Annotated in this window: 11 protein-coding genes; 5 read left to right on the top strand and 6 right to left on the bottom strand. The window is 66.3% G+C overall.

The window, feature by feature from the left end:
- A partial coding sequence (locus tag C491_RS22345; RefSeq protein WP_005552845.1) for an NAD-dependent epimerase/dehydratase family protein occupies positions 1-114 on the bottom strand: 114 nt, incomplete at its 3' end.
- A 120-nt stretch (positions 115-234) separates the two neighbouring features.
- Here C491_RS22345 and C491_RS00185 point away from each other — a divergent pair.
- Positions 235-660, top strand: coding sequence for a GIY-YIG nuclease family protein (locus tag C491_RS00185; protein ID WP_005552846.1), 426 nt, complete (start codon positions 235-237; stop codon positions 658-660).
- Positions 661-692: 32 nt separating this feature from the next.
- Complete coding sequence (locus tag C491_RS00190; protein WP_005552847.1) at positions 693-1286, top strand: peroxidase-related enzyme; 594 nt, start codon at positions 693-695, stop codon at positions 1284-1286.
- A 13-nt stretch (positions 1287-1299) separates the two neighbouring features.
- On the opposite strand, the gene C491_RS00195 is transcribed toward C491_RS00190, so the two are convergent.
- Positions 1300-2325 (bottom strand): mechanosensitive ion channel family protein, encoded by a 1026-nt coding sequence (locus C491_RS00195; RefSeq protein ID WP_005552849.1) that lies wholly within the window; start codon positions 2323-2325, stop codon positions 1300-1302.
- Between the two features lie 126 nt (positions 2326-2451).
- Here C491_RS00195 and C491_RS00200 point away from each other — a divergent pair, with 126 nt between their 5' ends.
- Positions 2452-2757, top strand: a complete 306-nt coding sequence (locus tag C491_RS00200; RefSeq protein WP_005552850.1) for a hypothetical protein — start codon at positions 2452-2454, stop codon at positions 2755-2757.
- 166 nt (positions 2758-2923) lie between these two features.
- On the opposite strand, the gene gltB is transcribed toward C491_RS00200, so the two are convergent.
- A complete protein-coding gene (gene gltB, locus C491_RS00205) occupies positions 2924-7471 on the bottom strand; it encodes a glutamate synthase large subunit (RefSeq protein WP_005552852.1) in 4548 nt (1515 codons plus the stop codon).
- Between the two features lie 414 nt (positions 7472-7885).
- Positions 7886-9367, bottom strand: a complete 1482-nt coding sequence (gene proS / locus C491_RS00210; protein ID WP_005552853.1) for a proline--tRNA ligase — start codon at positions 9365-9367, stop codon at positions 7886-7888.
- A gap of 183 nt (positions 9368-9550) precedes the next feature.
- Between proS and C491_RS00215 the strand changes: the two genes are divergently transcribed.
- The gene (locus C491_RS00215) at positions 9551-11065 is read left to right on the top strand and encodes an alpha-amylase family glycosyl hydrolase (protein WP_005552854.1); all 1515 of its coding nucleotides are present in this window, start codon (positions 9551-9553) and stop codon (positions 11063-11065) included.
- A gap of 82 nt (positions 11066-11147) precedes the next feature.
- Positions 11148-12119, top strand: coding sequence for a quinone oxidoreductase family protein (locus C491_RS00220; protein ID WP_005552855.1), 972 nt, complete (start codon positions 11148-11150; stop codon positions 12117-12119).
- 294 nt (positions 12120-12413) lie between these two features.
- Here C491_RS00220 and C491_RS00225 read toward each other — a convergent pair whose 3' ends face one another.
- Together C491_RS00225 and C491_RS00230 are read right to left on the bottom strand one after the other, a co-directional pair.
- Positions 12414-12641, bottom strand: coding sequence for a hypothetical protein (locus C491_RS00225; RefSeq protein WP_005552856.1), 228 nt, complete (start codon positions 12639-12641; stop codon positions 12414-12416).
- A gap of 80 nt (positions 12642-12721) precedes the next feature.
- Positions 12722-13234: an 8-oxo-dGTP diphosphatase gene (locus C491_RS00230; protein WP_049891343.1), complete on the bottom strand. Its 513-nt coding sequence runs from the start codon at positions 13232-13234 to the stop codon at positions 12722-12724.
- Between the last annotated feature and the right edge of the window lie 100 nt (positions 13235-13334).

The following is a 13334-nucleotide window of genomic DNA, read 5'->3' on the forward strand; positions in this document are numbered from 1 at the left end:
GATGTGTATAAGAGACAGGTTGAGGATCGTCACGTCGTAGCCGTTTGCGAGTAACTCCTCGACGAGGTGACGACCGATGAAGCGCGTGCCGCCGATAACGAGTGCGTCGTCCATGTGCGGTCGTCGTCGCTGGAACGGAAAACGGTAGCGAAGCCGACGGTTCGGGCGAACCGTCGTGGCCGGGCGCGGCGCTCGAGTCGGCGACGTTTTGGTCGGGGCGAGTCGAGATCGGGTATGGGCGGCACCTACGTCCTCGCGATCAGCGTCGATCGACCGCTGAGCCTCGAGGTCGGCGCGCTCGGGATGTTCGACTTTGCGGCCGAAACGTACGCCTACGTCGGCAGCGCGTTCGGCCCCGGCGGGTTCGCTCGCCTCGACCGCCATCGCGAACTGGCTCGAGGGGAACGCGACGTTCGCCACTGGCACGTCGACTACCTGCTCGGTCACGAGGCGACGAGCCTCGCCGCGACCGTACGATTTCCCGACGCGGACCGGGAGTGCGAACTCGCCGGTGTGCTTCCGGGCGAAACGGTCCCCGAGTTCGGCGCCTCGGACTGTGACTGTCGGTCACATCTGCTCGAGACCCCGAGTCTCGAGACGCTGCTCGATGCGGCCGACGACGCTGGCGGGGTCCTCGAGACCCGATCTCGAGCCGACTAGAGGTTATACGGGTCGCCCGCGAACCCGGAACCATGTCCGAGACCGACGTCGACCCCGAACTCCGCGACGACGCGATGGACCGATTTCCGGTTCCCGACTACGAGGCCCTCCCGGAGGACCTCCGGGAGCGGATCGCCGAGGAGACCGACCGTGCCGGCTTCACACCCAACGTGTTCTCGGCGTTCGCGTACAAACCCTCGCACTTCCGGGCCTTCTTCGAGTACCACGACGCCTTAGTCGAGGACACCGCCCTCGAGCGCGAGGAGATCGAGATGATCGTCGTCGCCGTCTCCGGCGTCAATCACTGTTATTACTGCAACGTCGCCCACGGTGCGCTCGTGCGAATCTACGCCGACGATCCGCTGCTGGCCGATCAGCTGGTCGCGAACTACCGAACCGCAGACATTAACGACGCTCATCGAACCATGTTGGACGTCGCCGTGAAACTCACCGAGCGCCCGACCGAGCTCGAGGAGGCCGATCTCGAGGCGCTGCGCGAGGCCGGCTTCGGCGAGGAGGCGCTGTGGGATATCGCCTCGGTAACGGCGTTTTACAACCTGAGCAACCGGCTGGCGATGTTCGCGGGGATGCGCCCGAACGACGAGTTCCACACGCTGGGGCGGTAGCCGCGACCGGCCGTCAGTCTGCGACGTTCGTTCCGTCCCCCTCGGCGTCGCCGTCCTGCAGCACCGTCTCGGGCCGGGCGTCGTCGCGGCCGCGCTCGACGGCGACGCGGGCGGTGCCGCTGGTCTCGTCGAACATCAGGTGGGTGTGGGGGTAGGCGATCTCGACGTCGGCGTCCTCGAGGCGGTCCCAGACCGCCTCGTAGATGTTCGAACGCATGATCCGCGGCAGGTAGGGTCGTTCGACCCAGAAGTCGAGCTGGAGACGGATGCCGTGGTCGGCGAACGACTCGATGAACGCCCGGGGCTGAACGGGGTACTTCGTGCGTCCCATCGTAATCCCGGGTCCGCCGGCGATGACGCCGTCGGTCTTCGCGGCGGCGTCTTCGAGCAGCTCCCGGGCCTCCTCGAGGTCGCCCTCGTAGGTGACCAGGAACTCGAGCGAGACCCGCGTTCGCTCGTCGTCGGCCGAGAGGTTGACGACGTCACGCTCCCGGATCGTCGAGTTTGGAACGACCAGAAAGGTGTTCTCGAGGGTCCGGATCTTCGTGTACCGGAGCGTGACGTCGATGACGTGGCCGCTCTCCTCCCGGTCGGCGAGCTCGATCATGTCGCCGACCTCGTAGGGGCGGTTCGCGAGGATGAAGAAGCCGCCGACGACGTCGCTGGCGACGGGCGCCAGGATGACCCCGACGACCGCCGAGATGATCGTCGCCGAGAGGACGAGATCCGAGAGGTCGACGCCGTAGATTCCGAGCACCGCGAAGAGGGCGAACAGCATCACTACGACCCGGAACAGTCGCAGGACGACCTCGGCCACCGACCGTCGCTGTATCCGCTCGAGGAGGGGCGGACGACTCGCCTCGGTAATCAGCCTCGAGCCGTACCAGGCGGCGAGCACGATCAGGAGCGCCACAACCCAGTCGGGGAGCGATTCGATCGCCGAACCGGCGACGAGAACCGCGTCCGAACGAACCGGGTCGACAGCGGCGTCGACCGGGCGCTCGAGCGAGGCGATCCGGATCGGTAGCGTCGCGTACATGCGTACTTGATCGGCCGCACCCGGAAAGTGCGTTGGGCAGGCAGCACGGACCGACGCCCTCGAACCGTGGTCGAAACGGTTCGGGGGCGGTAAGGTATTTCACGATGATACGAAAACGAACGTAGCGTGGACCCCGTCCCCACTCGGTTCGAACGGCTCGCGGCGGTCGTCGCGATCCTCGCCGCCCTGCTGGTAGTGCCGGCAGCCGCGCTCGGTTCCGGGATCGCCGTCGTCGTGCTGCTGTTCGTCGCGTTCACCTGCGGAACGATTGCGAACGCGCGCGTCGGCATCCGGGGACTCGCGACGTTCGGCGGTCGGTCCCGGACGACGATCCCGACGCAGAGCGATACCGCGAGCGACGGCAGCGAACGGACGCCCGGATCGAGAAGATTGCCTTGGCCGAGTTCGATCCATAGCTCGAGCGGCTGCTGACGATCGGGCTGGCGCTTCTTGGAATCGGCGCGCTGGCGGCCCTCGCTACCGGGACTGCGGACGATCCGCGGCTGTTGCTGATCGCCCTGTTCGGTCTCAACGCCGCGCTGATCGGCTACGCGGCATCACACATGAGTACCGGCGACTGAAAACGAGATTTCGGGTGCTAGTCGTCGCTCGCGGCGAACTCCGTCGACTCGGCGTCGGCGGGCGTCTCGGGCGTGCCCGGCAGTTCGCTGCGGACGTCGTCGCTGCCCTGCTCGGTGATCGCCTCGTGGTAGGCCTCGGGCATCACCTTCACGAACGACTCGAGGGCGCGCTCCCAGTTCTCGAGCAGCTCGCGGCCGCGCTCGGAGCCCGTGTAGGCGACGTGGTTCTCGACGAGTCGGCGCAGCATCTCGACGTCGCGCTCCTCGAGGTCGTCGTGCAGCGAGACCATCCCGGTGTTCGCGCGGTCGGCGAACGCCGCGTCGGGGTCGTAGACGTAGGCGACGCCGCCGGACATACCGGCCGCGAAGTTCTTGCCGGTGTCGCCGAGTACGGCGACGACACCGCCGGTCATGTACTCGCAGCCGTGGTCGCCGACGCCCTCGACGACGGCCTTCGCGCCGGAGTTGCGGACCGCGAAGCGCTCGCCGGCGACGCCGTTGACGTACAGCTGGCCGTCGGTCGCACCGTACAGTGCCACGTTACCGATGGCGATGTTCTCGGTCGGATCGTAGGCGGCGGTGTCGGGCGTCCGAACGGTGAGCTTCCCGCCCGAGAGTCCCTTGCCGACGTAGTCGTTGGAGCTGCCCTCGAGGTGCATCGAGACGCCGCTCGCGAGGAATGCGCCGAAGCTCTGGCCGGCGGTTCCCTCGAGGTCGACGGTGACGGTATCCTCGGGCAGTCCGGGCTCGCCGTAGCGGTCGGTGATGCGGTTCGAGAGCATCGCGCCGACCGCGCGGTCGACGTTGGTCACGTCGGCCGCGAGCGTGACCGGCGACTGGTCTTCGATCGCGTCGCTCGCGGCGTCGATCAGCTCGCGGTCGAGCTGATCGTCGAGCTCGTGGTCCTGCTCACGGATCTTGTGACGGACGTCGCCCGCGGGTTCGGCCAGTACGGCCGAGAGGTCGACGTTGCGGGCCTTTGGGTGGTCGACGTCGGTGCGTTGCTCGAGCACCTCGACGTGACCGATCATCTCGTCGACCGTCTCGAAGCCGAGTTCGACCATGATCTCCCGGAGCTCCTGGGCGATAAACGTCATGTAGTTGATGACGTGCTCGGGCTCGCCGGGGAAGCGCTTCCGAAGGTCCTCGCGCTGGGTCGCGACGCCGACGGGGCAGGTGTTCTTGTGACACTGGCGGGCCATCACGCAGCCGGAGGTGACCAGCGGGGCGGTGCCGAAGACGTACTCCTCCGCACCGAGGAGGGCGGCGACGGCGACGTCCCGACCCGTCTTCATCCCGCCGTCGGCCGAGACCCGAATCCGGTCGCGCAGGCCGGTCTGGCGGAGCATCTGGTTGGCCTCGGCGAGACCGAGCTCCCAGGGGAGGCCGGCGCTTTTGATCGAGGTACGGGGCGAGGCACCGGTGCCGCCGGAGTGACCCGAAATGTGGACCACGTCGGCGTTGGCCTTCGCGACGCCGGCCGCGATGGTACCGATTCCCGCCTCGCTGACGAGCTTAACGTTGATGTCGGCGTCCTCGTTTGCTGCTTTGAGGTCGAAGATCAGCTGCTTGAGGTCCTCGATCGAGTAGATGTCGTGCAGCGGGGGCGGCGAGATGAGGCCGACGCCCGGCGTCGATTTCCGGACGTGAGCGATCATCTCGTTTACCTTCTCGCCGGGGAGGTGGCCGCCCTCGCCGGGCTTGCTCCCCTGGGCCATCTTGATCTGGAGCTCGTCGGCCGACGAGAGGTACGTCGAGGTGACGCCGAAGCGGCCGGAGGCGACCTGTTTGACGTTACACTCCCGTTCGGTGTCGAACCGCTCCGGCGGCTCGCCGCCCTCGCCGGAGTTCGACTTGCCGCCGATGCGGTTCATCGCGATCGAGTTGTTCTCGTGGGCCTCCGGCGAGAGCGAGCCGAGACTCATCGCGGCCGTCGAGAATCGCGTGACGATGTCCTTGATCGGCTCGACCTCCTCGACCGGGATCGACTCCCGATCGGCGTCGAACTCGAGCAGGCCCCGAAGCGTCTGGAGGTTCTGCTGTTGTTCGTTGATCTGGGCTGCGAACTCCTGGTAGCGCTCGTAGTCGTTCGCGCGTACCGACTGCTGGAGCGCGCCGACGGTGTCGGGGTTCCACTGGTGGTGAATCCCGCTCGAGCGGTGTTCGAACTCGCCGTGGCGATCGAGTTTCGACTCCTCACCGCCGAAGGCTGCCTCGTGGCGCTCGCGGACGTCGGCCTCGAGTTCGGCGAGTCCGACGCCCTCGGTCCGGTTCTCGGTGCCCTCGAAGTAGTCGTCGACCAGGTCGCTGTCGAGGCCGACGGCCTCGAAGATCTGGGCGCCCTGGTAGCTCTCGACCGTCGAGATCCCCATCTTGGCCATGACCTTCAGGAGGCCGTCCTCGACGGCGTCGACGTAGGCGTCGATCGCGAGTTCGGTCTCGGCGCCGTCCGGGCCGGCCGTGATGTCCGCGATCGTCTGGTAGGCCAGGTACGGGTTGACCGCGCCCGCGCCGTAGCCGACCAGCGTCGCGAAGTGGTGGACGGTTCGAGGGTCGGCGGATTCGACGACGAGGCCAACGTGGTTTCGAAGCCCGTTGCGGACGAGGTGGTGGTGGACGCCACCGGTTGCCAGCAGGCTCGGGATCGCCGCGCGATCGGCGTCGACGCCGCGATCCGAGAGGATCAGGACGTCGTGGCCCGCCTCGATCGCGTCGACGGCGTCCTCGCGGACGCGCTCGACGGCGGCCCCGAGATCCGCGCCCGGTTCGTCGCTCTCGAGTTCGTAGGTGATGTCGATCGTCGCCGCCGTAATACCGTTGGCCGAGCAGTCACGGATCGACCCGAGTTCGGCGTCGGTAAGGATCGGCGAGTCGAGCACGAGCTGGCGGGCGTGTTCGGGCGACTCGGCGAGCAGGTTTCGCTGGTAGCCCAGTCGGCTCTCCATCGAGGTGACCAGCTCCTCGCGGATGTAGTCAAGCGGCGGGTTGGTGACCTGCGCGAACAGCTGCTTGAAGTACGTAAAGAGGGGCCGATTGAACTCCGTCAGGACGGACAGCGGCGTGTCGTCGCCCATCGAACCGACGGGGTCTTTCCCCTTCTTGGTCATCGGCTCGATCATGTTCTCGAGTTCGTCGTGCGTGTAGCCGAAGGCCGCCTGCTGGTTCCGAAGCGCGGCGACCGACTGGCGAGGCGAGCTGTCGCCGGTCGCGACGATGTCGTCGAGATCGACCTGCTCCTGTTCGACCCACTCGCCGTAGTGGTTGTCGGTGAGGTCCTCGAAGACCTCGTCGTCGGGGATGACGCGACCCTCCTCGGGATCGGCGAGGAACAGCTGGCCGGGCTGGAGGCGACCGCGCTCGGCGATCTCCGAGGGATCGGTCTCGAGCGCGCCGGCCTCGCTGGCCATGATCAGTCGGTTGTCCGTCGTGACGTCGTAGCGGCACGGACGCAGGCCGTTACGATCGAGGACCGCACCGACGCGTTCCCCGTCGGTCGCCGCGACCAGCGCGGGACCGTCCCACGGCTCGACGAGCGAGGCGTGGAAGTCGTACCAGTCCTTGCGGCCCTGGTCCATCGCGTCGTTGCCGCGCCAGGCCTCGGGCACGAGCATCCGAAGCGCGTGCTCGAGGTCGCGGCCGTCCTGCATCAGCAGTTCGAGCGCGTTGTCGACGCTCGCGGTGTCGGACTGGTCGGGGTCGTCGATGATCGGCTTGACGGCCTCGAGATCCTCCAGAACCTCGCTCTCGAGGTCCGTCTCCCGGGCGCGCATCCAGTTGATGTTCCCCCTGATGGTGTTGAACTCGCCGTTGTGGATGATGTTGCGGTAGGGGTGGGCGAGGTGCCAGGCGCCGAGCGTGTTCGTCGAGAAGCGCTCGTGGACCATCGCGAACGTCGACTCGAGGCGCTCGTCGCTCAGGTCCTCGTAGTAGGACGCGACCTGCTCGCCCTTGAGCAGGCCCTTGTAGACGATCGTCTTCGAGTCGAGCGAGCAGACGTAGAACCGCTCCTTGTTCTCGACGTCGGCGTCCGCAACCGCGTTCTCGAGCGCCCGTCGGGCGACGTACAGCCGTCGGTCGAACGCCTCGCCGGAAACGTCGTCTGTGGACGCGACAGCCATCTGCCAGACATCGGGTTCGGAGTCGAGAGCCGTCGCGCCGAGGTCGGCGTTGTCGGTGGGGACGTCGCGCCACTCGAGGACCTCGAGGTCGTAATCGGCGAGGGCGTCCTCGGCGATCGAGGCGAGTTCCTCGCGAGCCGCCTCGTCTGTCGGGAAGAAGAACGAGCCGACGGCGTAGGTGTCGGGGAGATCGGCGTCGAGAACGTCGGCGAAGAAGGCGTCAGGTCGCTGGAGCATGATGCCGGCGCCGTCGCCGGTGTCCTTCTCGGCGCCGGTCGTGCCGCGGTGCTCGAGGTTGACCAGTAGATCGAGTCCGTCCGCGACGACGTCGTGACCGCCCTCCCCATCGAGATCCATGACGACGCCGACACCGCAGTTCGATCGTTCGTCCGTCGGGTCGGCGAGCCCCGAAGCACGATCGGTGTTCGAAATGTGTGGCTGTGACATGCACTCTCCTTTGGAGATCTCCTATAAGAGGGTGACCCATAATGACTAAGTGTATTATAAACACATATAAGGCCATATGCCCACTAATGGCATAATTTATACTGCACGATTCGACGGCTGCTATTCGTTCAATGACAGGTTTCGAAACGGCGTCAGCATGGAGACGCCGCTTTCGGGCGATCGCAGGAGGACCGTTTGACCGACGGAAAACCGGTCGCTATTGTCGGACGGGTAGCACGGAAAGGTGTCAGAGGCACGTAGTGTTCACCCACCAGAGTGAACACCACACTCGTACATCGTTCCCGGTGGGTAAGCACTATTTGGTTAAAGAGTTAGGTGAACCGTGGAAGCCGCGTTCACAAAGGAAGCGACCGACGGCCTCGAGCGGCCGGCCGACTGCGGCAGGCGGGCGGCTCAGTAGCTCTTCGCGAAGTAGGCGACCTCGTCGGCGGACTCCCCGCAGACGCCACACTCGTCGTCGTCAGGTTCGACGACCTCGCCCGCTGACTGGCCGCCCTCGTCCTCGAGCGGTTGCATGACGATCTCGGCGGCGATCTTCTCCTTGATTGCCTCCTCGCACGCCTGATCGCCACACCACGGCGTTTTCACGTAACCGCCGTGTTTACCGATCGTCCCGAGGATGTCCTCGGGGCTGTGGGCCTCGCGGACGTTCTCCGCGAGATTCTCCTCGGCCGCCTCGTACAGCTTGTCGAAGACGGTGTCGAGGTGGTCCTCGACGGTGTCGACGATCCCCTCGCGATCGGCGACGGCCTTCTCGCTGTCGGGGCGGTGAACCAGCGTCACCTCGCCGTCGTCGGCCTCGTTGGGGCCGATCTCGAGTCGCAGGGGAACGCCGTTCAACTCGTGCTCGTTGAACTTGAAGCCGGGATTGCGCTCGTCGCGATCGTCCAGCTCGACGCGGATTCCGGCCTCCTCGAGTTCGTCGGCGATCTCCTGGGAGTACTCGAGAACGTCCTCCTTGGTGTCTGCCTGCCAGATCGGAACGATCGCGACCTGGGTCGGCGCGATGGTCGGCGGGAGCACGAGGCCCTGGTCGTCCGAGTGGGTCATGATCAGGGCGCCGATCGCGCGCCAGGACAGCCCCCACGAGGTGGTGTAGGCCGTCTGCTCGTCCTCGTCCTCGTCGGCGAAGGTGATGTCGAACGCCTCCGCAAAGGACTGGCCGAGGTTGTGGCTCGTCGCCCCCTGGACCGACTTCCCGTCGGGCATCAGCGCCTCGACGGTCGTCGTCGTGTCGGCGCCGGGGAACTTGTCGTGTTCGGGCTTTTTCCCTCGCAGGACTGGGATCGCCAGGACGTCCTCGTACACTTCCTCGTACTGGTCCAGACGGGTCCAGACCTCCTCCCAGGCGCCCTCGTCGTCGGTGTGGGCGGTGTGGCCCTCCTGCCACATAAACTCCTTCGTCCGGAAGAACGGCTTCGTCTCGGTGGCCTCCCACCGGACGACCGAACACCACTGGTTGATTCGCAGCGGCAGGTCGCGGTGGCTACGGGTCCAGTCGGCCATGAACGGCGCGATGATCGACTCGCTCGTGGGTCGGACGGCGAGTCGCTCCTCGAGTTCCTCGTGGCCGCCCTGGGTGACCCAGGCGACCTCGGGATCGAAGCCCTCGACGACGTCCTTCTCGCGCTCGAGGAAGCTCTCGGGGATGAACATTGGGAAGTAGACGTTGTCGACGCCGGTGGCCTTGAACCGAGTGTCCAGTGCGTCCTGAATCCCCTCCCAGATCGCGTACCCGCGCGGTTTCGTGACGATGAAGCCGCCCATCGGGGCGTAGTCGGCGAGGTCCGCCTTCTGAACGACCTCGGCGTACCACTCGCCGGGCTTGTGCGATTTCGTCTCGGTGATCCCGAGCTCCTGACTCTCGTCGCTCATACCGCCATCTTCGTGACCGGAGCAATAAATGGGCCCCGTTTGGGACCGCCCGCCGCCGATCGCGTCGGTTCGTTCGACCGGGCGTATTCGTTCGATGAAGTATTTCGGCCGTTGATAACTGTCGTTCGAAACCGAATTAAAATCATTATGTATTATTACACCACAGATTATAGCAAGGGACGAATGCGACGGAATCACAGCCACACCAGCGATTCGGCGGGTATCGACCGACGGACCGTCCTGCGCTCGAGCGCTGCCGCCGGCGCACTCGCCCTCACGGGGGTAACGATCGGGTCGACCAGTGCGGCCGCCCGCTCCGAGGGGGCGACGGCCCCCAACGACGGCGTCGGCTACCAGTACTTCCACCGCGAGTGGACCGAGATCGAGGCCGACCTCGAGCGTGTCGCCGAACTCGGAGTGAGCGCGATCTGGATCCCCCAGCCCGCCGTCTCGAAACTGGGCTGGGAGGACCTGACCTACGAGGATCAAGAGGGGTTCTACGACGGCGAGGACGAGGAGTCGGTCTACGGCCGCGAACGGGACCCCCATCCGCCGCTCGGTTACCAGCCCGTCGACCTCCGGGACTTCGACTCCGCCCACGGCACCGAGGACGAACTCGCCTCGCTGATCGAGACCGCCCACGACCACGACATCGACGTGATCGTCGACATCGTCCTGAACCACATGGCCAACCCGGACGGCCCCGACGGCGAGGTCGAGTACCCGCAGTTCGACCCCGACGAACACTTCCACGACTACGGCACGCTCGGGGACTGCGAGCTCGAGGGCGAGGAAGCGGAGATGTACGAGTGTGACCTGCTCGACCTTCCGTCGATGGACGTCGAGCATTCGGACGTACAGAAAGCCCACCGAGCCTACCTCGAGAAGATCGCCGACCTCGGCGCGGACGGCCTGCGGATCGACGCCGCGGCCCACGTCTGGCCGTGGTACTTCCAGGAGTACGTCAACCGGTGGGCAGACGAACTGGGACTCTGGCGCGTCGGCGAGGTCTGGGACCAGGACGACGTCGATCACCTGCTCGAGTTCGCCGACACCGGGATGACCGTCTTCGACTTCCCGCTGTACGACGCCATCATGGAGGCGTTCGAGGGCGGCAGCATGGAGGTCCTCTCGCAGAATCACGCCCGCGGCGTCGTCCACGAGAACCCGGAAGTCGCCGTCACGTTCGTCCAGAATCACGATACGACCGGCCCTGGCGTCGAACCGAACGAACCCGAGGGACGGGCGGTCGAACTCGCCGAGGCGTTCGTCCTCGCCTATGCCGGGATGCCGATGCTGTACCGCGGCGGCGCCGAGGAGCGACCCGAGCTCGAGGACGACGACCTCCGGGCGCTCGTCGAGGTCTCCCGAACCCTCGCTCGAGGCGACGTGATCGACCGCCACGTTGACGACGACGTCTACGTCTTCGAGCGCGAGGGGAACCTGCTGGCCGGGATCAACACCGCCGACGAGGATCGGACGGTGACTGTCCAGACCGACTGGCGGACCGAGCCGCTGGTCGATCACGCCGGCGACGGCGCGAACGTCACGACCGGTCCCGACTGTACGGTCGAACTTACCGTCCCCGCCGAGGGGTGGGTCATGTACGGCCCCAGAGACAGCGTTCCCGCGGATCCCGACCCGCCGGGCGAACCGAACCCGCCCGCCGATCCGGAGCCCCTGTCCGACGACGACTGAGGACTCGAGGTCGCGAAGAAACGCTCGACATCCGGTTTCCTGTTCTCGGACGTTTATACGCGCTCGTTACGAGTGGTAACCTATGAAGGCCATCGAGGTAACGGAGTACGGCGACAGCGACGAACTCGAGGTCGTCGATCGAGACGTACCCGAGCCCGACGCCAGCGAGGTTCGAATCGAGATCGAGGCCGCGGGGATCAATTTCGCCGACGTCATGCAGCGACGCGGCGTCTACCCGGGCGGCCCCGAGGCGCCCTACGTTCCCGGCATGGAGGCCGCAGGGACAGTTGATGCAACTGGCGAGGGCGTCGATCTGGACGAGGGCGACCGGGTCGTCACGATGCTCGACCGCGGCGGCTACGCGGAGTACGCCACCGCGAACGCCCAGATGCTGTTCCCGATCCCCGAGGGAATGAGCTTCGAGGAGGCCGCCGGCTTCCCCGTCCAGTTCCTCACCGCCCACTCGTGTCTGTTCGGGTGGGGCGAACTCGAGGAGGGCGAATCGGTGCTGATCCAGGCCGCCGCGGGCGGTGTCGGCACGGCGGCCGTCCAGTTGGCCTCGAACGCCGGCGCGGAGGTGTTCGGCACGGCGAGCAGCGAGGAGAAACTCGAGCTCGCGGCCGAACTGGGCTGTGACCACCCGATCAAGTACACCGAGGCCGACTTCCGTGAGACCGTCGAGGACGAGACCGACGGCGAGGGCGTCGACCTCGTCCTCGAGTCGGTCGGCGGCGACGTCTTCGAGCGCAGCCTCGACGCGATGGCACACTTCGGTCGCATGGTCACCTTCGGCGTGGCGAGCGGCGAGCCCGCGAGCGCGGAGAACAGGCGCCTGCTGTTCGAGAACAAGAGCGTCCGCGGCTTCCATCTCGGCCAGGCCGCGGTGCACGACCCGAGTCGGATCATGCAGGCGGTTCCCGACCTGACGGAGGGATTCGCGAGCGGCGACCTCGAGGTGATCGTCGGCGAGTCGTTCCCGCTCGAGGAGGCCGCCGACGCCCACCGCTACATCGAGGATCGCAAGAGCTCCGGAAAGGTCCTGTTGAAGCCGTAGTTGCGGAACGAGCTGTAGCCGGCGAGCCGTCGACCGCGCCCTACTCCGGGAGCGATACCGTTGAGTAGTCAGCGACGACCGTATCGACCACGTACCGACACCCCTGGATCGTCGATAACAGAGGTCGGCAGTACTATCGAAACATCTGCTCTGGAGAGTATCCGGCTCGGCGACCTGTGTGATTCATCGTGGCTGGAGATGGTACTGACCAGTGAGAGGGGTGAATTGACGCTACAATAGAAGGCCGGACTCGCCGAGCGCGTTCCGTTCGGTGCGTTCGCCCCGGCAGGAGCGCTACTCGTCGTCTTCGTCCGGATCGTCGTCGGTCTCGTCGGTCTCGGTCTCCTCGTCGACATCGTCCATCGGATCGTCGTCCTCCTGTTCAGTCTCGTCGGGCGGCGCGTCGTCGAGGTCCTCGTCGCCCTCGCCCTCTTCCTCGTCACCCTCGGCGCAGCCGGCGATCGCACCGACCGCGCCGACGGCCGCGGCTGAGAGCAGTCGTCGTCGGTTTCTGTCGATCATCGTAATCGGCCGTGCTACCCGTCGGCGTCGAAAGTGGGTTGCCGTTGCGATACAATGCCGCGACTCGAGCGAACCGACATCTACCGGGAGCGACCGATAGCGTCGAAGTCGACGTCCCGCTCGAGGTCGTGGCCCGCGAATTCGGCCTCGTCCAGCGGCTTGCCGCCGACGAACCGGAACTCGCCGACCACCGTCTCGCCCTCGAGGACGGCGGGCAGCCAGAGTCGGTCGTCCTCCCACATCCGGTCGTAGGGGACGTCGTCGACCGCGAACCACTCCGGGTAGGCCTCCTCGGAGGGGTGGGGCTCGCCCGCAAACTGGCGAGTTCGAAAGACGTGACAGAAGGTGTGCCGATCGCCGTCGAGCCGAAATTCGAGCTCGCCCGCCTTCTCGAGGTCGGCGGGATCGATCTCGAGACCGACCTCCTCGCGGGTCTCTCTGACCGCGCACTCCCGGGGCGTCTCCTCGCCCTCGAGTTTGCCGCCCGGACCGTTGTACCAGCCCTCGCCGAGCCCGCGTCGTTTCTCGATCAGGAGCACCTCCTCGGTTCCGCCGACGTCCCGGAGGGGAAAACACAGCGTCGCCTCGATCATGGTCGCAGGTTCGTCCGGCACGGGATAAACGCGTTCGGTATCCGCCTCGAAGGTCACGTCGGACGAACCGCTGTCGTCGGTTCCGACGTGACCGTGAGCC

Origin of the sequence: Natronococcus amylolyticus DSM 10524, from assembly GCF_000337675.1 — an archaeon.
In the GTDB taxonomy this organism is placed as follows: domain Archaea; phylum Halobacteriota; class Halobacteria; order Halobacteriales; family Natrialbaceae; genus Natronococcus; species Natronococcus amylolyticus.